The sequence below is a fragment of the Bacillus pseudomycoides DSM 12442 genome (assembly GCF_000161455.1).
Lineage (GTDB): Bacteria > Bacillota > Bacilli > Bacillales > Bacillaceae_G > Bacillus_A > Bacillus_A pseudomycoides.
Window position 1 is genome coordinate 3,083,900 of record NZ_CM000745.1, and the last position, 22,234, is coordinate 3,106,133.

At 34.2% G+C, this 22,234-nt stretch carries 19 protein-coding genes and 5 pseudogenes; 16 read left to right on the forward strand and 8 right to left on the reverse strand.

Translation table 11 applies throughout. From position 1 onward, the window contains the following. Window positions 1–172: 172 nt before the first annotated feature. From ppsA to BPMYX0001_RS15520, 3 genes are all read left to right on the forward strand, one after another. A complete protein-coding gene (ppsA, locus tag BPMYX0001_RS15510; RefSeq protein ID WP_033799053.1) occupies window positions 173–2,788 on the forward strand; it encodes a phosphoenolpyruvate synthase in 2,616 nt (871 codons plus the stop codon). Between the two features lie 645 nt (window positions 2,789–3,433). After that, a complete protein-coding gene (locus BPMYX0001_RS32400) occupies window positions 3,434–3,625 on the forward strand; it encodes a DUF5105 domain-containing protein (protein WP_006095674.1) in 192 nt (63 codons plus the stop codon). Between the two features lie 391 nt (window positions 3,626–4,016). After that, window positions 4,017–4,268 carry a SunI/YnzG family protein gene (locus tag BPMYX0001_RS15520; RefSeq protein WP_003203088.1) on the forward strand — a complete coding sequence of 84 codons (252 nt, stop codon included), beginning with the start codon at window positions 4,017–4,019 and terminating at the stop codon, window positions 4,266–4,268. A gap of 248 nt (window positions 4,269–4,516) precedes the next feature. Here the strand turns inward: BPMYX0001_RS15520 and BPMYX0001_RS15525 are convergent, their stop codons facing one another. Next, on the reverse strand, window positions 4,517–4,714 hold the full coding sequence (locus tag BPMYX0001_RS15525; protein ID WP_006095675.1) for an aspartyl-phosphate phosphatase Spo0E family protein: 198 nt from the start codon (window positions 4,712–4,714) through the stop codon (window positions 4,517–4,519). 293 nt (window positions 4,715–5,007) lie between these two features. Between BPMYX0001_RS15525 and BPMYX0001_RS15530 the strand changes: the two are divergent. Then, window positions 5,008–5,205, forward strand: a pseudogene (locus BPMYX0001_RS15530) (IS6 family transposase); the annotation flags it as partial. Between the two features lie 51 nt (window positions 5,206–5,256). Here BPMYX0001_RS15530 and BPMYX0001_RS15535 read toward each other — a convergent pair. Beyond that, a pseudogene (locus BPMYX0001_RS15535) lies at window positions 5,257–5,814 on the reverse strand (transposase); the annotation flags it as partial. A gap of 210 nt (window positions 5,815–6,024) precedes the next feature. Next, window positions 6,025–6,930, reverse strand: coding sequence for a DMT family transporter (locus tag BPMYX0001_RS15540; protein WP_006095678.1), 906 nt, complete (start codon window positions 6,928–6,930; stop codon window positions 6,025–6,027). Window positions 6,931–7,040: 110 nt separating this feature from the next. Between BPMYX0001_RS15540 and pdxR the strand changes: the two genes are divergently transcribed. Beyond that, window positions 7,041–8,432 (forward strand): MocR-like pyridoxine biosynthesis transcription factor PdxR, encoded by a 1,392-nt coding sequence (pdxR, locus tag BPMYX0001_RS15545; RefSeq protein WP_029427436.1) that lies wholly within the window; start codon window positions 7,041–7,043, stop codon window positions 8,430–8,432. A 106-nt stretch (window positions 8,433–8,538) separates the two neighbouring features. Here the strand turns inward: pdxR and BPMYX0001_RS33155 are convergent, their stop codons facing one another. From BPMYX0001_RS33155 to BPMYX0001_RS15550, 3 genes are all read right to left on the reverse strand, one after another. After that, window positions 8,539–8,691: a hypothetical protein gene (locus tag BPMYX0001_RS33155; RefSeq protein WP_167535681.1), complete on the reverse strand. Its 153-nt coding sequence runs from the start codon at window positions 8,689–8,691 to the stop codon at window positions 8,539–8,541. A 47-nt stretch (window positions 8,692–8,738) separates the two neighbouring features. Next, on the reverse strand, window positions 8,739–8,840 hold the full coding sequence (locus tag BPMYX0001_RS31005) for a YjcZ family sporulation protein (RefSeq protein WP_018764670.1): 102 nt from the start codon (window positions 8,838–8,840) through the stop codon (window positions 8,739–8,741). 284 nt (window positions 8,841–9,124) lie between these two features. Next, entirely contained in the window at window positions 9,125–9,445 is a 321-nt protein-coding gene (locus BPMYX0001_RS15550) for a DUF4352 domain-containing protein (RefSeq protein ID WP_078211768.1), read from the reverse strand. Window positions 9,446–9,582: 137 nt separating this feature from the next. Here BPMYX0001_RS15550 and BPMYX0001_RS15555 point away from each other — a divergent pair, with 137 nt between their 5' ends. From BPMYX0001_RS15555 to BPMYX0001_RS31010, 3 genes are all read left to right on the forward strand, one after another. Continuing rightward, window positions 9,583–10,308, forward strand: coding sequence for a metallophosphoesterase family protein (locus BPMYX0001_RS15555; RefSeq protein ID WP_033799054.1), 726 nt, complete (start codon window positions 9,583–9,585; stop codon window positions 10,306–10,308). A 1,218-nt stretch (window positions 10,309–11,526) separates the two neighbouring features. Continuing rightward, window positions 11,527–12,036, forward strand: coding sequence for a GNAT family N-acetyltransferase (locus BPMYX0001_RS15560; protein WP_006095682.1), 510 nt, complete (start codon window positions 11,527–11,529; stop codon window positions 12,034–12,036). Next, a complete protein-coding gene (locus BPMYX0001_RS31010; RefSeq protein WP_371391662.1) occupies window positions 12,032–12,193 on the forward strand; it encodes an IS3 family transposase in 162 nt (53 codons plus the stop codon). The genes BPMYX0001_RS15560 and BPMYX0001_RS31010 overlap by 5 nt, the downstream gene beginning before the upstream one ends. Before the next feature lie 174 nt (window positions 12,194–12,367). Here BPMYX0001_RS31010 and BPMYX0001_RS15565 read toward each other — a convergent pair whose 3' ends face one another. Together BPMYX0001_RS15565 and BPMYX0001_RS15570 are read right to left on the reverse strand one after the other, a co-directional pair. Then, window positions 12,368–13,297: a GNAT family N-acetyltransferase gene (locus tag BPMYX0001_RS15565; protein WP_006095683.1), complete on the reverse strand. Its 930-nt coding sequence runs from the start codon at window positions 13,295–13,297 to the stop codon at window positions 12,368–12,370. Between the two features lie 447 nt (window positions 13,298–13,744). After that, window positions 13,745–14,164, reverse strand: a complete 420-nt coding sequence (locus BPMYX0001_RS15570) for a GNAT family N-acetyltransferase (RefSeq protein ID WP_006095684.1) — start codon at window positions 14,162–14,164, stop codon at window positions 13,745–13,747. Between the two features lie 297 nt (window positions 14,165–14,461). Between BPMYX0001_RS15570 and BPMYX0001_RS15575 the strand changes: the two genes are divergently transcribed. The 8 genes and pseudogenes from BPMYX0001_RS15575 to BPMYX0001_RS34960 form a co-directional block, all read left to right on the forward strand. Beyond that, entirely contained in the window at window positions 14,462–14,764 is a 303-nt protein-coding gene (locus BPMYX0001_RS15575; RefSeq protein WP_018782267.1) for a PadR family transcriptional regulator, read from the forward strand. 4 nt (window positions 14,765–14,768) lie between these two features. Beyond that, window positions 14,769–15,371: a DUF2812 domain-containing protein gene (locus BPMYX0001_RS15580; protein ID WP_006095685.1), complete on the forward strand. Its 603-nt coding sequence runs from the start codon at window positions 14,769–14,771 to the stop codon at window positions 15,369–15,371. Between the two features lie 313 nt (window positions 15,372–15,684). Next, window positions 15,685–16,677: a glucan-binding protein gene (locus BPMYX0001_RS15585; RefSeq protein ID WP_006095686.1), complete on the forward strand. Its 993-nt coding sequence runs from the start codon at window positions 15,685–15,687 to the stop codon at window positions 16,675–16,677. 459 nt (window positions 16,678–17,136) lie between these two features. Continuing rightward, entirely contained in the window at window positions 17,137–17,544 is a 408-nt protein-coding gene (locus BPMYX0001_RS15590; RefSeq protein ID WP_006095687.1) for a PAS domain-containing protein, read from the forward strand. A 62-nt stretch (window positions 17,545–17,606) separates the two neighbouring features. Continuing rightward, the gene (locus tag BPMYX0001_RS15595) at window positions 17,607–18,887 is read left to right on the forward strand and encodes an L-cysteine desulfidase family protein (protein ID WP_018764660.1); all 1,281 of its coding nucleotides are present in this window, start codon (window positions 17,607–17,609) and stop codon (window positions 18,885–18,887) included. 448 nt (window positions 18,888–19,335) lie between these two features. Next, window positions 19,336–19,869 (forward strand): annotated as a pseudogene (locus tag BPMYX0001_RS31015) (sensor histidine kinase); the annotation flags it as partial. 844 nt (window positions 19,870–20,713) lie between these two features. Further along, window positions 20,714–21,133 (forward strand): annotated as a pseudogene (locus BPMYX0001_RS35135) (cell wall-binding protein); the annotation flags it as partial. Window position 21,134: 1 nt separating this feature from the next. After that, window positions 21,135–21,572 (forward strand): annotated as a pseudogene (locus BPMYX0001_RS34960) (cell wall-binding protein); the annotation flags it as partial. Window positions 21,573–22,234 lie beyond the last annotated feature (662 nt).

Below are 22,234 nucleotides of genomic sequence, written 5' to 3' on the forward strand. Positions count from 1 at the left end.
ATAAAATCCTTTTCAGTCAACCCCTATTTTTATTTTTTTAAAGGAGTGTTTGATATGAACATGGAACTTCGCGAGGAGCAAGAACGAGTGGACAGCGTAATTGGTTGATCAGATGAACAATTTTTGTCATATGATTCGTCTTAGTATTGAGCGATAAATGGGAGGGAAAGAAATGAAACCATATGTACTAGAGTTTCGTGAGATCGATAAAACGAGACAAATGGTGGTCGGTGGCAAAGGGATGAATTTGGGCGAATGTTCGAGGATTGAAGGAATACTTGTACCAGAGGGATTTTGTGTTACCACTGAGGCATATAAAAGAGTCATTGGGAAAAATGAGGAGCTTCATCAATTACTGGATCAACTAGCAGTTCAAAAAGTGGACGAACGAGAAAGAATTAGTGAAATTAGCAGGAAGATTCGTGAGCTGATTGAGGGGATCGAGATCGAGAAGGGGATCGAAGAAGATATCGATCGATGTCTCTTAACTTTTGGCTTCGAGCATGCATATGCTGTTCGTTCAAGTGCTACAGCCGAGGATCTTCCATTTGCCTCCTTTGCTGGTCAACAGGACACCTATTTAAATATCATCGGAAAAGATGAAATATTGCGATATATCAGTAAATGTTGGGCTTCCCTATTTACTGATCGCGCAATAATTTACCGAATCCAAAACGGATTTGATCACAGCCAAGTTTATCTATCCGTTATCATTCAACGGATGATTTTCCCACAGGCTTCAGGAATTTTATTTACTGCTGATCCGATTACTTCCAATCGAAAGCTACTATCGATCGATGCTAGCTTTGGACTAGGAGAGGCTCTTGTCTCCGGCTTGGTATCTGCGGATTGCTATAAGGTGCAAGAAGATAAAATCGTCGATAAGATGATAGCAACCAAAAAATTGGCCATCTATGGACTAAAAGAAGGCGGAACAGAGACACAGCAGATCGATCCTGATCGGCAAAAGACGCAAACACTTACTGAACATCAAATTTTACAGCTCGCACGCATAGGCAGAGAGATTGAAGCTTATTTTGGTTGCCCACAAGATATCGAATGGTGTTTGGTTGATGATACATTTTATATTGTCCAGAGTCGTCCAATCACTACTTTATACCCCATCCCTGAAGCAAATGATCAGGAAAATCACGTTTATGTATCTGTCGGTCACCAACAAATGATGACCGACCCCATGAAACCATTGGGATTATCTTTATTCCAGTTAACATCTTTTGGACCCAGGTTTAAAGCTGGTGGAAGGTTATTTGTTGATATCACACATAATCTGGCTTCGCCTGTCAGCAGAAAAACGATAATAGATACCTTGGGACAATCAGATCCGCTCATAAAAGACGCACTCATGACTATAATAGAGCGAGAAGATTTTATAAAATCGTCACCAGATGGTAAAAAAGTACCGAGTCCCAGTAAAAGCAATAAAGGTATATCGTCTTCGGGTTTTCAAGCACAAATCGAAAACGATCCGACAATCGTTTCTGATTTGATTAAGAGTAGTCAAACATCGATAGAAGAGTTAAAACAAAACATCCAATCGAAATCAGGATCAGATTTATTTGATTTTATTCTAGAAGATATCCAGAAATTAAAGAAGATTTTATTTGACCCACAAAGTTTGGGTGTGATTATGGCTGCTATGGATGCTTCAACATGGATCAATGAAAAAATGAACAAGTGGTTAGGTGAGAAAAACGTAGCAGACACGCTTTCTCTATCTGTACCAAACAATATTACTTCGGAAATGGGTCTGGCGCTATTAGATGTCGCAGATGTGATTCGTCCTTATCCGGAAGTAATCAATTATTTACAACATGTAAAAGATGATAACTTTTTGGATGAACTGGTTAAGTTTGATGGTGGGCAGGAAACCCAAGGTACTATCTATGATTATCTCAGCAAATACGGAATGCGATGTACCAGAGAAATCGATATTACTAAAACTCGTTGGAGTGAAAAACCAACTACACTTATCCCCATGATTCTTAGTAATATCAAAAACTTTGAGCCTAATGCTAGCAATCAGAAATTTGAGCAAGGGCGACAGGCAGCTTTGAAAAAAGAACAAGAGTTATTAGATCGATTGAAGCAATTACCGGATGGTGAACAAAAAGTCAAAGAAACAAAACGAATGATCGACCTAATCCGGAATTTCATCGGTTATCGGGAATATCCAAAGTACGGCATGGTTAATCGATACTTCGTTTATAAGCAGGCTTTACTGAAAGAAGCCGAACAACTCGTACAAGCCAACGTTATTCATGAAAAAGAAGATATATACTATCTCACTTTTGAAGAACTTCACGAAGTCGTACGCACAAATAAACTAGATTACCAGATCATCAGCAAACGAAAAGACGAGTACAAATTATATGAAAAACTAACTCCCCCACGTGTTATCACGTCTGATGGTGAAATTATTGCGGGTGAATACAAACGAGAAAATCTCCCAGCCGAAGCTATTGTAGGTCTACCGGTTTCTTCCGGAGTTATAGAGGGCAGAGCACGCGTCATCTTAAAAATGGAAGATGCAGATTTAGAAGATGGAGATATACTGGTTACAACCTTCACCGATCCTAGCTGGACACCATTGTTTGTATCCATAAAAGGACTTGTCACCGAAGTTGGCGGACTGATGACCCATGGAGCAGTCATCGCACGTGAATATGGCTTACCTGCCGTTGTCGGTGTTGAAAATGCCACCAAGCTGATAAAAGATGGGCAACGAATTCGAGTAAATGGAACAGAAGGTTATATAGAAATACTATAATCCATTACATTTAAATCATAAAAGAAGAGCATTCGAATTAGGAGAATCATTGACATCATGGTGCTTTGCGGTCTATGGTAAGAACCCTGTCACTAGGACATATAAGGGGACAGTAACTGAAGATCGATATTAATGTCTGTTAAGATTATCTTGAAATCGAGTCTTCTGTTAAAGAGCGCTATTGTTGAATAAGAAAGGACATTACATATTAGTCATATAAAATATGTAATGTCCTTTAATTTATCTATCTTTTTTTATTTTAGGTCTTGATAAAAGATCTTTCAAAATGGTTTCTTTTTGTGTATTGCATAGGGATTTAGTAGGGTCATTTTAATTAAACTTTATTCCAGTGCTATAGATAACGGCGCACCTTGAAATAAAATAGGGTTTGATGTTTTTGTGGTTTTTACATTTTAATAATTGTATATAAATAAAATATGCTATAGAACACCGAGATATAATGGTGTCATATTACTGTAATTCATAATTTATACAGAAAAGAGTTGAAGTAGAATATGTTATATTCCAAAAATTTAGTAGGTATGAGTTTGATAGTATCACTTACAATAGGTGGGCTTCTATGATAAAGATATAGACAAAATGAGTAAATTAACAGGTGAAGATGGAAAATAATTTAATGAAGCGATGGCGGAAAAGGTTAGAAAAGCAGTCCTATATAATTATGAGGGCGTATCTAGTATTACAGAAGAATCAGTAGATAACTATTTTAAAAATTTTAAAGAAGTAATACGGCAAAAAGTGAAATTTGAAACGAATGTTGTATATATAGATGGAGAGGGTATAAAGGATCTCCCAAGGATTTTATGGAAACCATAATATATTATTAAACTCTTTATAAAAAAGATACTATTAATTCGATATACAGGTTTACTCAGGTGATTTTTGAATTTCCTGTATTGTAAAATGAAGGTTTACGAGTTGTTTTTGATCAAAGTTTATTTCAAAGCTACACTAAAAAGGTATGGTGGTTGTGTCCAAAGTGTACTTGAGTTTCGAAAACGTTGCAACAGAACCCTTTTTTCTATGGTCTAAAACATTTTTTTGAGACACCAGGGGTAATAATCCCTGGTTTTTTAATTAACAAATAGGAATCTTGGTGCTTTGTTTAAGAATAAAAAATTGTAGCTGTTTTTATAACTTTTTGATATAATTTCGTTACATTCATTTATAATGAAATTTAAATTTAATAGGTAGGTAATAGAGTTATATGCAAGATATTAAGGTAACAAAGACACATGAACAATTAACAATTGAATGGCAAACTGCAGAAATTAATATTCTGTTAGAGGATATTGTTGAGATTATTGAAGATAATGACTATGTTCCTGAAAAGAAAAAGTTAGTAAAGATAGGAACACAAAGTGGTGAATCAGATTGTATATTAATTAGAACTACAACTTTAGATTATGCATTATTTACACTTAATAAGATTTCATTTTTAAATAAAATTAGATTGTGAGCATCTCGTGAACTACTCACCTGCTATGCTAACGCTTAGAGAATGAACAAAAAAGAGCGGTTTCCGCTTCTTTTTTTGCTATTAGTTATGTTAATTTTTAACGAATGCAGTTCTTATTTAATGCTTGTACCTACACCTCAACCGAACCAGTTAAAAGGATCTAGAAATATATTTATTTTATAAATATTTCATGAAAAAAGTTCTGTATAGATTGATATATAAATATAAGAGGTGAAATTATAGAATTTTTATTTTTTACATGTATTACTGTTTGCTTTTGGAATAATGTCACGTATTTCACTTTGTTTCATCATATGAATAATTAATTTATCTAGATCTTGGCTAAATTTTAGCACCCTAGGATGACAAAAACCATAGTGTTTAACAAGCTCAATTAATTCTTCTTTTCTTTTTTCAATTAAATAATGTAACTTTCTCATCTCCATATTCTTGCATAAACTCCTCTATCCCCATAATATTCCTTAGAAAATTATAGACTAATTTCTTGAATAAGGAAATAGCATAATTAAACATATTAAAACATTTTTATGAACTTTTAAAGGAAAGAGTTTGAAACCTAACCTTTTAACTATAATTTGTAAAAAGAGAAAATATTGTTGGTTTGAAACATAGTTAAATTATTTGTAAAAAAGTTTCACCAAATGGCTACCAAGGGTTCTGTTGCAAAGTTTTCTAAATGAGACTACACTCTAGAAAAAAAGAGTAAGGAGAAACACAGATGCGATATTTTAAAGGAAAACAGTTCAAGAAAGATATTATTTTGGTAGCCGCCCTGTACTACTGTCGTTTTTCTTTAAGTTATCGTGATGTCTCTGAAATTTTAAAAGAACGTGGAATCTCAGTTCACCCAACAACTATCATGCGCTGGGTTCATGAATACGGAAACCTTATCTATCAAATTTGGTCGAAAGAAAATTGAGATTGATAATAGATTTATATCCGTATATCAAGAATGGAAACAGCGTAAGTCAACCATTCCTACAAAAGCATTGGATATTTCACATGTTTGTCCTGGTTGAAGAGAGTTCATTAAAACCTCCATATCTATCTGGATATACTCTGTACCTTTCTTGATTCTGCCATCTTGAAAATAATCAGGGTTAGGATTTTTTTGATAAATACGTGTATTCGATTTGATACCTGAGATATAATAAGCCTTTTTATCTTGTATATGTTGAAGATCTTTCAAGTGAAAATAACCTAAATCCCGGATGCATAAATCTCCTGGGCATAAAGTATCTAAACAATCTGTACCAAAGGTTTTATCATTATTTTCACCTGGATCCATTTGAAAATTGAGGAATTTTCCACTATGTAAATCATACTCTAGCTGAATTTTAATACCGGCTGTTTGTGCACATCCTCCTGAACTAGGATAAATAGCAGCCAAATCTCGTGCGCCATACTTACTCTTTCGTTTTACAAAACCTGTCTCTTGTGCAAGTTGTTGAAGAATATGTGGAGATAGATATCGCTGTAATTCTTTAGCGAACAAATAAAACTCATCTTGAATCGATAGATTCATACAAAAACGCCATCCTTTCTGTATATTTCTACAAAAAGAATAACGCTTTCTATGAATTATGGATACAAATTCCTCTTAGGTTGATAGTAATGTATGGTGACCCCTATAGTCTATATTCCATTTGTTTAAGTGTTCATGCATTCTTGGTCAACAACCTGAGAACCAAATAAATGAGCTCTATATTCAAGTTCACAATAGACTTATTCCTTCTTAATTAGCTCTTTTTAGAGGTAATTTCGCATTTTGCTTCCGAGTTCCAAGCCCTAATGCGATGGCAGCACCAATACAGCTAGAAAAGCAACCAGCAAACAAATACAATGATGGATCTGACTCACCGATTAAAACGGAAGCTATTCCTCCAATTACCGGGAAAAGTGCAACCATATAGCCACTTTGAGCTCCTCCAATTTTTTCTACAAGCTTCAAATAGAATAACCATGCTACAAATGAAGCAACCAGGGTTAAATATAGCAACACAGATAAGTATGAAAATGATGTTGGAAATATAAATTCTTGTCCTTGAAATAATACAATTACTCCCATCAATATACTGCCCACTGTAAATCCAATGGCATTTGCATAGATAGGATTCACCTTGTGACTTGCATTTCGTGCCGAGCTGGCATCACCTACTGCTGTAAGAAGCGTACCTAAGATCGCAACCATAATTCCTTTTATGTCATTGGACCCTTGAAAGTTGTTCAAATTCGGATAGATGAGAATACATACGCCTAATACACCCAAAATCCCCCCAAACAAAACGCGTGAATGTAACTTTTCTTTTAAAAAAATCCGGAGAGTAATCGGGGTCAAAATCACCTTTAATGAAAAAATCAATGTTACGATTGCTGCAGAACTCAAAATTGTGGCGTAATAAAGGCATAAGTAGCTTAATGCAAAGTTACATACACCAAAAACTATTACAAATGGGATATCTTTTCTTGTTGGCCTCCCTCTTGGTCGAAGGGACCAAACAAGAATCAAAAATAAAAAGGCTGTCATAACTAAACGATAAGTTAAGGATAATTCCAAGCTGACAGGAGTTCCTTGAATTTTTACTGCAATAAAGTTGAGTCCCCATACAATCAAACAAAATATGTACATAAATATTGTCATAAGTTATCTCCCAGATCAAAATTTTTTCTAAATTCATTATTCATTTATACTGTCATTTCTAAAAGGTACAGTTTACAATAAACACAAATGACAGATGAGGTATTTCAATGATGAATGAACTAATATTTAATATCAATCGAGAAAGTAACACTCCTATGTACCAACAAGTTTATCAATACATACGTACCCAGATTTTATCTGGTAAATTAGAAAGGAATACAAAGTTGCCATCGATTAGACAACTTGCTCTCCAATTAGAGGTCAGCAGAAACACAACTCAGGTAGCCTATGAACAATTGCAATCGGAAGGATATATTCGAAGTGAGAACAAAAAGGGATTTTTTGTAGAGGCCACTATATCGGATGAGACGCTTAATTATGAACCCATTAGAGAACAGCATCATGAAAAAAATCAAACTGACATGAAAACTATTGACTTTAAGATTGGGACAGTGGATCAAGAGAACTTCCCTTTGAAAAAATGGAGAATGCTTACAAACAAAATCGTTAAAGACTCTAGCATGTTTTCATACGGAGAAAAACAAGGCGATATTAAATTAAGAAAGGTACTAGCAGATTACTTGTTTCAATCAAGAGGGGTTAATACTTCTGCTGAACAGATTATTATTGGCAGTAGCACACAACACTTGTTATTACTTTTGTCGCTGTTGCTAAAGCAAGACTATCATTATCTGGCAGTAGAAGACCCTGGCTATGATGTGGCAAGGGAACTATTTGCTCTTCAGTCATTTATCATTGATCCGATTCCGGTAAAAGAACAAGGCATCCAAGTCGATCGCCTTTTAAAGTCGCCTTCTAGACTTTTATATGTCACTCCTACTCACCACTTTCCATATGGAGTGACTATCCCCGTCAATGAAAGATTAAAGTTAATTCAATGGGCAAAAAGGGTGGAAGGATATATTATTGAGGATGATTACGATAGTGAATTTCGATACATCCATCAACCTGTACCGTCTCTTCAAAGTTTAGATTCTAATGATAGGGTGGTTTATTTAGGAACTTTTTCAAAAGCACTGCTACCTTCTATCCGTGTCAGTTATATGGTTTTACCTAGGAGGCTAGTAAGTGAATATAAAAAGATACTCCCTTTACTTGAGCAAACATCCTCATCTATTCATCAGCGAACACTGGCGACCTTTATGGATGAAGGATATTGGTACTCACACTTAAGGAAGATGAAAGCGTTGTATAAACGTAAAATGAATCTATTGAATAGGGAATTACTAAAACACTTTAAGAATTATGTTGAAATAAAAGGTGGTAGCTCCGGAATTTTCGTTATTATTGAAGTTAAAACAAAAATGAGTGAAAAAATGCTAATTGAAAGGGCATATGAATACGGAATTGCAGTTTATCCTTGCTCGAAATATTTCTCGAAATGTATACCACGATATCCACATATTCAACTTGGATTGGGTAATTTATGTGAAGAAAAGATAATAAAAGGAGTATCTCAACTAGCAAAAATTTGGTTGTAATCTTGATTTTTTCCCTAAAAAAGTTTTTTCGTTTTTCCTATTAGCGGTAGCACCACATCGCTATCAAGCTAAGAAAATACAACTACCCCCAGAACGAGATTTTGTGCTAATTCGTAATAAAAAAGCTCATTTTTTCGTTTTGGGGTGGATTTGTTTTCTTAAGTTGATGGGCATGGGGCGGTACGCCATTATGATGAAGTTGTTCATCCAACTGAACAGTTTGCTCTTTCCCCTGCGCATTGTGTGGGGATTTTTTCATAAAGAAAAGACACTCCAATGAGTGCCTTTTCTTTACTAGTAAGTAAATCAGCAAAAGCAGCTAGCTCCAACTATGATTAATAATATAAAGAGCACAACGACTAAGGCGAATCCACCACCAAAACTACTGCAACTACCTCCAAAGCCCATAACAGTTCCTCCTTTTAGATAAGAGGGGAGAACATTGGGTCATTCTTGTGTTTTAACGGGTTTACATTATTTTATGTTTTATAATGATGAATGAGCAGGTCCTTTAAGAAATAAAGAAAAGACACCATAAGGTGCCTTTCTCCGACTTGAACCACTTTAATTTTAATAATATGTATTGGACTCCCATCCAATTACCATTTTACCATATTTATCTACATTTACTTTTGAGAAATATGATTCAAATCAGTATTTCATTCAAAAAACACTTTTTCGAGTTCTTTTGACTATTCAACTTTTAAATCAATCTCTTTATCCAACATATCACCATTAAATTGTAAAACTAATCCTTTAGCATATTTCGGTACATCGAATACAATTTTTCCTGACGAACTTGAATCTGGATTAAGAGTATCAAATTTAAATGTAGCATTATTCACAGCTTTAAGTGCTAATTGAGCTTCAGTAGAACTGTAATATTCTCTTCCTAGATCATCAATTAATTTAAAGTTTTTGCTATTTAGTGTAATAGGCTCCTTTTGACGATTCATAACGTAGACTTCTAAAGCTTTAAATATGCCCTGTGCTTTTACATCTCCATTACCTATAACATTTAGTGTCGGCTTTTTTTAATTAATGTACAATAATAGTATGAATATTCATTCTATATAAGGTAAGGACAGAATTCTTTTCATATTTATGATGAAATAAAAGTGAAACTATAAATTCTGAAGGGGTGATTGGTATGAAAATTGCAATAATGGCTGATATTCATGGAAATAAAGATGCCTTACAAGCTGTACTAACAGATATTAATAACCGAGGGATTCAATCTATTTATAATTTGGGGGATAGCTTATATGGTCCTTTATTTCCACTGGAAACCTATGATCTTTTAATGAACCAAAATATTCAAAGTATTAAAGGGAATTGCGATCGAATTTTATTAGAGCCTAATACGTCTAATTTAACAGTTCAATATGTACAGAATTTATTAGAGGATGAGCATAAAACGTGGATTTCTAATTTGCCTAATTTCTTACAAACCGATGATTTCTATTTTTGTCATGGAACACCGACAAGTGATGAAATATATTTGTTAGAGGAAATGAACTCTAGTGGATCAGTACTTAAAAAGACAGAAGATATTATGAAATTAGTAAGCGGTATTCCACAAAGGCTTATTTTTTGTGCACATACACATATATCAAGAGTCATTTATCTTCCAAATGATAAAATAATTATTAATCCAGGAAGTGTTGGGCTACCCGCCTATGAAGATGAATTACCAATCTATCATAAAATGGAATCAGGTTCACCATTTGCTAATTATACAATTGTTACAAAACAAGAAAATGATTGGATGATAGAGCAATTACATATTCCTTATAATCAAGATGGAGCAATTAACAAAAGTGAAATAAACGGTCGCTTAGATTGGGCTAGAGCAGTGAAAACAGGAAGAATTTAAAAATAAGAGAACTTTAGCAGAAGATGTGACATGTCGACTTAAAACAAAGTTGTACTGTTTATAAAAAAGTCATGCCATTTTGAAGAAAGTTAAACCGTTTATAAAAAAGATGTACCAAAATTAACTACACTCTGTTATTTCACTAAAGGTGCAGGATAGTTGTGCGAAATGTTTCTAGCTTAAATGGAGAATGGTCACATTACTTTGGTAAAGGCTAGACCGTTTCATCTTGATAAAACGGAAGGATTATATCGAAGAGTCAAATGATAGGATAACGCCTTGAAAGGCTCTCTCTGCGTCGAATAGCACGACATTGAGTAAGAAGTTTCGTGTTATAAGCTCGGCAAATAGGCGTGAGAATTTACCGTAACAGTATCGGCTGACGAAAACCTTACCCGAGGGGGCGGTGTAAATTATGATGCTTGAGTTGAACAAATATGGTGAGAATGCAATGCACCTTACAATAAGAAATGGGGTTTCTGACGAACTTTCGAATGTACGGGTCTAGACCTGCAATACATAGAAATGTGTATCTCACCTTGTGTGAAGTTAGTAGTGGATGAGTAAAACTAGCTAATATGAAAATCTATGATACGTTACAGGCGTATGAAGATTAACAGGCTCACAGGAAGCACCTACGTTTGTTCTATAATAGATATAATTCAACGTTGTAAGCTGATAACGTGGAGGGCTTACTCCCTTTGAATCGTTGAGTTGGAAAGCATTTGTGAGATTAGCGAATGTATAACTTCTCTTTATATCAGTGAAAGTGGTGGCACAGTATCGATGAAATGTCCAATCCACATGAAGGGATAGCCACTAGACTAATGAAGGATTATTTGTTCATGCAAGGCAAATCTTTATCGATTAATAAGGTTTTTGTGAGACTAATAGAGGTTCACCTTTTGCGAAAGGCACCGACTTATTAATACGGAAGAATTGAGGCTCTGAAGATACACAGTATCAGAAGTGTCAATGAGCAAATAAATTTGGATTAGTTGGGGCGCCGTATGTGATGAAAGTTGCACGTACGGTGCTAACGGGGGGAAAGGGAGCGATAACTTCAAACTCTTACCTATTCGTATGAATAAAAAAATAATATTGAAAATTGGTTATAGGGAGGAGAAATATCCGAATGGTTATTTTATGAAATTAGATAGGCAACACAGATACACCTAATTTTTATTAAGCTGCTAATTTAAAATAGAGGTGATTGTCTTGGATATTGATGTAAAAATTGAACAATTATTTTTAATTGAAGAACATCTTAATGAGCTTTCAGAACTTTTAATAAAGGTCGTAGAAGATGGGGCTTCGATTGGATTTTTACCACCAATGGGAAAAGTAGATGCAGAGAAGTACTGGGAAACCGTTCTTAGCCCCGAAGTGATTTTATTTGTTGCTAAATCAAACAATCAAATTGTTGGAAGTGTACAGTTACAATTATCGACGAAGCAGAATGGAAGCCATAGAGCTGAAATCGCAAAATTAATGACACACCCCAATTATCGACGTAATGGTATTGGTCGTTTACTTATGCAAAGGGCTGAAGAAATAGCAAAACAGAAGGATAGGTCATTATTAGTTCTTGATACAAGAGAAGGAGACCCTTCCAATAAACTATATACTTCATTAGGTTATATTCAAGCTGGGCGGATTCCTAACTATGCGAAATCTGAGAATGGTGAATTAGCTGCTACCATCTTCTACTATAAAAATAACAATTAATCTTCTTAAAACAGAGTTCGTTCGTGATCGTCATTTCGCAAGTTTAGAAGAATTGATTTTAGAATTGAACGACTACGTAAACTGGTTTAACAATGTTAGAATCCAGGGCACACTAGGCTATTTGAGCCCTGTTCAGTACAGGCAGGAACACCTTTAAAAAATTGTCTAGTTTCGTGTTGACATACCAACCTAAATTCTGAGAATCCTTGAAAAATAAAGGAGCTTACATATTAGACATATCTAATATGTAAGCTCCTTTGATTTAGAGGTCATCATTCAAAAATGAATCCATTATTTAAAAGAGCCAATTTTGAAGGGAAGCACTGATTGTTTACTTTTTATTCACATGATAGTATAGTTCGAGAAGGTCTTCCACAGGAATGTTATTTATTTTCATACCCGTTATATCACTCTGCTGTATTTCCACGTTCCTAAGGTTACTATTATTTATTTTACTACCTTTAAGGTCACACCTTTCAAATGTGATTGGATTACCTTCATTTCCAAGACTTGTATCAACGAAACGAACCCCATCTAAAGTCACCAAAGCCATTTCACTATTAGAAAAATTTAGATCGGCAAACAATGTATTTCTAAAATTTATATTGTGGAACTTTGAATGACTAAGATTACAATTATTAATGTGGCTGCTCATCAAGTTACTATTGCTAAAAGAACTACCCTCTAAAGTTACTTGATAACACTCCGTTTTAGCCATACTACAGTTTTCATATTGAGTACCTGAAATGTCCTCATTTTCAACTGATTTTTCTATCCCTAATGGGATTTCTATTCTCTTTATATAACAATATTCATCTTCGGTTTTAAAGGTTGCTTGATATCCCATTTTTTCATAAAAGTAGTGATTGTTTAGCTGTCTACTAGATGTTTCAAGATCCCAGGCTCGCACATTCGGAAACTCTTTTTCTATCAAATCTATGACCTTTGAGCCTATGCCTTTACCTTGAGAGTCAGGGTCTACAAAAATACGGTCTATTCTTCCGAAAGATTTACCGGAAATCGTGACAATAATTCCACCCACAATTGTTTTGTTGTATATAACCTTGAAGTAATTTAACTCCTTAATCATATACTTAGTCATTTCAATTGAAGAGTACCCTGGTGGCTGAATATTATAGTCAATTATATTCTCTTGATTTGGAAGCCATTTTTTTGCTTCTTCATCAAAAGTTCTTTTCTTAATTTCTGTTAACTTTTCAGCATCCGTAATAGATGCTTTCTCGATCCTTATCGTTGACATTTAGACGTCCCCTTTAAACTTAGCGTTGGGTACCTTTAACCCTTATATTACCATATCTGAACTGGTTTAATTTTTCAACTGGGCTACTTCAATAGTTTAAGAAGCTATACTAAACTAGCCCCTAAGAGTGAGTTATATATGCTTATAAATATCTGCGTAAGCAGCCTTTAATTGCTTACGTAATTGCTTGTTCCCACCTTCCAACTTCTTGAGACGGCGTTGTAGCTGCATAATAAACGAACTAGACTAAATATGTAAGCTACTGTTTATATTTCTAACATCTATAAAAAGAGAGGATATTCGTCTCTATATTGAACGAACAATCCTCTCTTCATAATACTCTAATTAACGTACAATTTTCCCGAAATGATATAGTGACCCCTGCTAGAAGAATAATGGCTTTTATGTTGATTAATGTTTTCTTCTAAAATTTTAAATTTATTATGTCTATTTTTTTGAAATTACAGTAAACATCCCCGTCATGTTGGGTGAGTAATCTTTAAAATCATATTTTTCATAGAATGATTTTTTACCTTGTGATGCAAACAAACCAATAAACGCTTTATCTGGGGCATTCCGATTTAAGTATTCAACCCAAATATTCATTATTTCCTTTCCAATACCATTCTTTTGATAATCTGGATGAACCACTATATCTTGAATATAGAAATAGATAGCCCCATCGCCAACAATTCTCCCCATACCCACAATTTGATCATTATCATTGACTGTGATGCAGTGAATAGAATTTTGAAGTGATGTTTCCACCACTTCAAAATTCATATAATTAGTCCATCCCACAGAGTCACACAAATATTTGTATTCTTCCAATGTTGGAATGTTATTTTTAATCTCATATTTCTTCAAAATGTATCCTCCAAGACTTCAATTTCACCAAATAAAGTATATTCGACACAGTTTTATCTAATCCTCTTACTTACCAACTTAACCTGCCCCGTTAGGTTTTCCGCTTAACGTTGTAAATCCGCATAAACCTGACGCTACCCCATTCTGTAATTAAGAATTCTAGTTATAACATACACTTAGTGAAATCAGTGTATGTTTTTTGTGTAGTTCAACTATTCAGTTGAAATGTATATGAACTGTATATAATAATTATTAAGTTAAACTGTATAGTTGGACTTAATACTAGGAGGTGAATGAATGAAGCATAGATTACTGCCGTTATCCGAAACGATGCATTATATCTTATTAGCGTTACGAGAGCCGTTACATGGCTATGCAATTATGCAAAAAATAGAACGAATGAGTCAAGGGAATGTAATTTTAGCAGCTGGCACTCTTTATGGTGCAATCGAAAATTTGAGTAAACAAGGTTGGATCGAACCGGTAACAGGTGAAACAGGAAGACGTAAAATATACCAGATTACACATACTGGAGAAGAAATTTTAGGAATCGAAAAAAGAAGGTTGCAACATGTATTATCACTCTATGAAATGAGGTAGTTCGATGAAGAAATTTAAGTTATTTACAAATGTTTTAAACGAACAATTTTGGTTAAACGATATGCTTGCTCAAGGCTATACATGTACCAGTGTCAATCCGTTTGGGGTATATACATTTAAAAAAACAAATATCAAAAAAGTAATGCGCCTTGACTATCAAGATTATATGAGCAAGGAAAAATACGATGAATACGTTGCAATACATGAAGACTTTGGCTGGGAGCATGTTTATGGTAGTCGCTTCGGTAGCATGTACTATTGGCAAAAGGAAGAGGATGGGCGTGATGAAATGTTCTCTGATCAAACGTCTCGAGTCGCTTTTTACAAGCGATTATCGAACTATTCGTTTACGTGTGCGATGATGTCTTTTATGTACACAATTGTGTTATTTAACGGTCCGTCATTTATTCGTTTATTCAATCCTAAAGTGAGCTATTTAACAGAGGGATTATGGGAAAAGGAAGGGACAGCGTTTTGGAGTACTTTTTTATTTGAAACTCCATTTGCTATGCTTCGCTTTTTATCACCTTGGATTTTTATCATTGCATTCCTTTTCTTCTTGTATTCCTATTCACAATATAATAAGAAAAAGAAAGAATTAACTTAAGTTGAAACATATGAATGTTACATAAGGAAGCGTTTATGCAATATCCGGTTTCTGAAATGTTTTTTAACCCAGGCATCACCAAAAGTGTATTGTCCACTTTTAGTGATGCTTTTTCATCTGTACATTTAGAATAAGTTTAAAAACAATGTAACAAAAAAATGAATAAAATTAATATCTAATATATTTTATTTCGACTAGATAAAAAATATTTCATTTTTGTTACAAAAAATATTGATTATATTTAAATATCATAATATAGTTCTGTTTATGGAAATGAAGACTAAAATTATTCATTATTTGGAGGATATGGAAAATGAAGAAAGCTATTTTACCAGTTTTAATGTCTGCAATGCTTGTAGTTCCTGCGGTATCACATGCTGAAAAACAAGATAATGTGAAACAGACCACTGCAAAGGCAGAACAGACAATGCAAAAAAGTGGTTGGGTAAAAGAGGGAGATACATGGTATTTCTATGATCAAAAAGGTATGAAGAAAATAGGTTGGCTACAAGATGGAGGAAAATGGTATTATTTTGATGCAAGCGGAAAAATGCAAACGGGTCCTATTGAAGATGGAAATAATAGATTTTACTTATTAGAAGCAGACGGTGCACTGCATACTAATGAAGGATGGGTTCAATATGAAGGAGGTTGGTATTACGTTCTCCAAGGCGGAAATCTACACACAGGTCATCTTAAATATAATGGTAAGACATATTTTTTAAGTGGATATAGTAATGGGAGAATGCAAACAGGTTGGATAGGAGAATACCGCACTGCTAGCTATTATTTTGAAGATGGATCCATGGCAACTGGGTGGAATTTAATTAAGAATGAGTGGTACTACTTTAATAACGAGGGTATTAGCTATAATGGCTGGTTAAGCTATAACGGAAGCTGGTATTACTTTGTTGCTGGAAAGATGCAAACAGGCTGGGTACAAGATAAAGATAATTGGTACTATCTAAATGAAGATGGCACGATGAAAACTGGCTGGATACAAGATAAAGGGAATTGGTATTACTTAGATGAAGATGGACGGATGTCTTTAAAGTTAAAAACTATTAATGAAAAGACATATTACTTTGGTTATGAAGGGGTTATGTCTACAGGATGGATAAGTTTTGGTAAATCCGATGCTGATGCAGTATGGCGTTATTTCATAGAAGATGGTTCTATGGCTACGGATTGGAGAAAAATTGAAGGTAACTGGTATTACTTTGATAACTATGGATATATGGCTACTGGATGGAAGAATATCAATGGAAAATGGTATCAATTTGCCGATAATGGCGTTATGATATAACAAAAGGCCTTTTAAATTGAATATATGACACCAGATATCTATTTTAAGATATTTCTATAATGAGAAAAGACACCTGAGAGGGTGTCTTTTTAGGTGTTATCCCTTCTTATTAATCTAGAAGGAATAATGTTTTTAACAATAATGGGTAGTAAATCTTCTTAAGTTGATGGATGTGGCGAGACCCCTTTATAAATAAAATTTGGATATAAACGTTGAATTTTAAAATTAACCCCTTTGTTTTATATTTATTTTCCAGAGTGCCCCTCATTCCTTGAATCGTTTCAGTACCCCTTAAAGGCTTGCTTGCAATGCGAATATCTAGGGAAAGAAAAAAATATTAAAAGGGTTCGTTTTTTTGTGTGAGCGCTTACATATTGTGATACTATTAGATTGTGATAATGAATTATAATGATAGTTTATTATTACAATTTAATACAGGAAGTATAGGAGTAATGAAGGATGAAGAACGAAACATTATTACAGCAATACTATCCGTTCGTTACATTTCTATCGAAGGTAATGGGAAGAAATTGTGAAGTCGTATTGCACGATTTATCAAGGCCGGAAAGCTCTGTCATTGCTATTGAGAACGGGCATATAACTGGTCGTAAGATCGGGGACGCACCTACAAACTTAGTGTTAAAGGTACTTCAAGAAAAAACATATTTAACGCGTGATTTTATCGCTAATTACAAAGCAGTAAATAAGGATGGAAAGGTCTTTCGCTCCTCTAGCTTTTTCATTAAGAATGATAAGAAAGAGTTAGTGGGGATTCTATGTGTAAATGCTGATGTGGCGAAAATGTTAAAAACATCTGAGCCAACTATATACCGTTATTTACAGAAGATTAAAGATGAAAACAATTAATTTTTGTGAAAACTTATTCATCATTTCACATGATGGGTGGTTGAAAGATAGGGGGGCAATTTGTGAACAAGAATAGTATATTACGTGTGTTAGAGAAAGAATTAGTCGTTGCTTTAGGGTGTACAGAGCCAGTGTCGATTGCGTTAGCCGCAGCTACTGCAAGAGATTATATGAAGGGCGACATACAGTCAATTGAAGTACTTGCAAGTACAAATGTCATTAAAAATGCAATGGCGGTTGGTATACCAGGAATGAAGGCTACTGGAATTGACTTTGTTGCTGCTTTAGGGGTGTTAGCAGGAGATAGCAAAAAAGATTTAGAAGTGTTAGCCGGAATCTCAGAAGAAGATGAAGAACAAGCAATCTCTTTAGTAGAAGCGGGGAAAGTGTCTGTAGAATTAGCAGATACGTCTAAAAAGCTATACATTGAAGTGAAGTTTACGACAGACGAGGGATATGCAAGGGCTATTATTCAGGATAATCACACATTTATCGCATTAGTAGAAGCGAATGGGGAGCTTGTTTATAAGAATGGATGCGGAAATACACACTTTGCCACTTCTGAAGAAGAACGTGATGAACTAACGATTCCAGAAATATATGAATTTGTTACGACTGTAGATGTAAAGGAATTGGTACTTGTAAAAAAGAGTATTGAACTGAATCGTAATGTGGCATTAGATGGTTTGTCGAATGAATATGGCTTACAAGTTGGAAAAACATTAAAGGCAAATGTATTGAAAGGAATTTTATCAGATGATTTAACAACTCATGCGATGGCATTAGCAGCTGCTGGTTCAGATGCACGTATGGCCGGTTCGACAATGCCAGTAATGGCTAACTCAGGAAGTGGTAATCAAGGGATTGCCGTAACGATGCCTGTGGTAGCCGCAGGTGAGAAATTAAATGCTTCGGAAGAAGAGCTAATTCGTGCTGTTACGTTAAGTCATTTATTAGCGATTTACATTAAAAATCAGTTTGGACGTTTGTCTGCACTTTGTGGTGTAACAGTTGCTGGTGCAAGTGCATCGGCTGCTATTACGTATTTATTAGGTGGAGATATTGAAAAGATAAAGTATGCAATCCAAAATACACTTGGAAATGTGACAGGGATGATTTGTGACGGAGCAAAAGCAGGATGTGCGATGAAGGTAGCAACTTGTTCAAGTGCAGCTGTACAATCTGCACTGCTAGCCTCACAAGGAATGTGTATCTCTGCTACAGATGGATTTATCGAAGCAGATGTTGATAAAACAATTGAGAACTTTTGCCGATTAGGAAATGAAGGTTCATCGAATATGGATAAGATCATGCTAGAGATGATGATTAATAAAAGAAAATAGTAGTGATGTATCACTGTGGATGTTATTAATAATCAGTAGAGTCCATGTACATCCTACTGAATAAACCATAATCATACAGCAAATATTTCATTTGAAATTGTATTATCCGACCAATCCATCGGTGGAGTAGCAGCTGGTATGAGGGGCCACTACGAAAGAATTTTAAATTAATGCAATAAAAACCGTAGAAATTAATCATTTCTACGGTTTTATGTTTATCTACATGTAGCTTTGACATAAAGTTTGAGCAAACAGGATTCCTCTTTAGGGGTCACAATACCATGCCCATCAACTTAAGAATATTCAAGATCCTAAAAAGTAAAAACGTTATTCTTTCTAAGCAAGCTAGATTATTAGACAGGATACCGTTTTTTGTACTTATAGTTATTAAAATCTCTTAAGTTGATAGTGATAAGGTGACCCCTATTATATCTCGCGTATCAAATCGAATACACGTATTGATCTTTCTAAGTTAGAACTTGGACAAGAAGATTTTTATCCAAGTTTCACATATATGGATCGTATTCTATTAGAAGTACTAGATTCACATTCTATTTTATTAGAAGAAAAACAGATCTATTTGCAATTACAAGTTTCTGATACATTGCCTAAGCTCTGGATTATGCCTTGTAAGATAGCACGGGTTATCAGTAATTTGTTACATAATGCAATTCGATATTCTCCAGTGTCTGGAACGATTGAGTTAATTGTAGAGGAAAATAAGTAGAAGCATCACGTTCAATTCATTGTACGTGATGAAGGAGAAGGCATTGCTTATAGTGATCAACTGGGCATATTTGAACGCTTTTTTAGAACAGATTCATCAAGAAGCTCACAATCTGGGGGATCTGGACTTGGATTAGCCATTGCACAATCATTAATTGAAATGCACAAAGGCGAAATTGGTGTACGAGATCGTTCAGGCGCTAAACAGGGGAGTGAATTTTGGTTTACTCTTCCCGTTACATCAGCAAAGAAATAAGATGATTGCAAGACTTTTGTAACATTTATGAAAGCAAATTGAAAGGGATATATAATAAGATGAATAAAGCAAAGTTGATTTTATTTTAACTCAGAAGTAAAAAGTATAAGCAATGTACAGTATAATCTTATGTTTTATAGTTTCATTTACCTCAACAAGTGCAATTAAAACATAGGATTTAAAATTAATTGGCTCAGATGTGCTAGAAAAATAAGCTTGAGCAATCCCTTTCCCCCTTATTTTCGAAATCACTTTGAAAAATGACATGGAATTCATATTCCATGTCATTTTTAGTGTAATGAATAAAATTTTTGTTTTATATATTGTTATGTTATTTTGTTACCTCTTACCTATATAAATCCATTTTCATTTTTTTACATATAAGTTTTTGATATGCAGAAGAAGAGATGACTTGAACTCAAGTTCTTTCTTTGTTTTAACCCTCGCATGTGGCAGAAAAAGCTCTCAAACGCGCTCAGATGTCCTGATCCTCTTAAAAAAAGCGGGGTATTTATGCTGTTCTTCTCCATAAATACTTCTAATTTATTATATTTTCTCCCACTTATTAATGTTTAATATTTCTATTTATTACAGTTTACGTAATGTAACACAACCGTTGAAAGACTTTTGTAACCTTTATGAAAGGGAGATGAAAGATATTTAAAATAAAATGAATTTCCCGGCACCTATTTTAGATAAGTCGGTAATAAAAGGTATAAACAAAGAGTGAAGAACAACGTGATGAATGAAAAGACAAAAAGAAGTTATGATAATTTCTCGGTGCTTATTATTTTACAGTATTGTGTTTAAGAAATCTAAATCTTACTAAGGAAGGAAAACAAAAATGAAAAAAACATTTAAAATAAGTGGATTTGGAAAAAAGTGATTCCTGCCACAGCGGCATTAGGTATTCTTTTTTCTGTAGCTCCTGTTGCAGAGAACCAGGCAAGCGCAAAAATAAGTGCAGGGTTTATAGCTAAAGTGCTGGACGTGACTATTACTTCATTAGGAGCAGCGAAAGATATTTATGAGGCAGTTGGCGAAGAGGTGGGGGGGTGCTGACCTAACTAATTACGCGGGTCCATATGCAGAGAATGTATCTTACAGAGCTCCTAACTTTAAATCGGGGGAATTTAATATTTCTGTGCATCATACGAAAGATGATGGGAATTTTACTAAATCGATTAAAGTTCTCTATCCAAATGGGAAAAGTGAGATTCACAACTTAAGATCGGGGCAGCAACTTCAGATTACAGAAGCAGGCTGCAATCGTATATTACAGCTTAGAAGAAGGGGATTCCTATTCTGGTTGGAAGGAAATTGACGGAAAAAAATACCGCTTTAAAGATGGCATACACTATACTTTAGATGGTCATGAAACCATTGAAGGAAAAAGATATTATTTTAATAATGACGGACAAGCTATGATGACAGGGTTTGAAAAATCAAATGGTAAGATATACCATTGCGATGATAAAGGCGTAAAGCAGACAGGGTGGCAAGAAATAGATGGTAAATGGTATCGCTTCGATGATTCTGGAGCAGCCAAGATAGGATGGTTCAATGGTGATTATGAAACGCATCATGGTCAATATGGATATTTTAGGTATTATGCTAAAGAGGATGGATCAATTCACCAAAATACCACTGTTCAAATAGATGGTAAAACATGGACGTTTGATGACAAGGGACACAGACGTTAATAATACCAAAAAGTTTATTTTTTACTTATGAAAGAAATCTTACAAAACTGTCATCTTTATGTAAGGTTATTAGATAGTACAACTATTATTTCAATGTAATAATAAAGGTATAAGAAATACATACATAGAAAAAATATAATAGGCAGAGGTAATTATAAGATGATTTTAAAACTAGCATTTATACTTTTTGGAGTACTCTTAGTATTATGGGGTATATATAGTACTAAAAAATATGAAACATTTTTAGACAAAATCACTGGAATAGGACAATTTTTAGCCGGAATTGCATGTATAATTATAGGGATTTTAAACTTTATAATTAAATAATTTATAATAGACAAAAAAAGATCCTTAATTAGGATCTTTTTTAATACCATAAATGAAAGTGAACTTTCGAATATTAGTTTACATTTACATATCATTATAAACTCCGTGATATAGTGACCCCACTTAGAAACAAGTGATTTTAACAACGTTAGGAGTGTTTCATGCAGCACAATGTCATTTATGTTGTATCGCAAGAAGAAAAATTACATTAGAAAAGAGCCGGAATTCACCCTGTTAAGAGTAAACCAAATCTTTAATATTTAAAGGACGAAAAAAAGAAACATAGAAGTGAAAAACTTCTGTGTTTCTTTTTGATTCATATATTTATTGGAAAA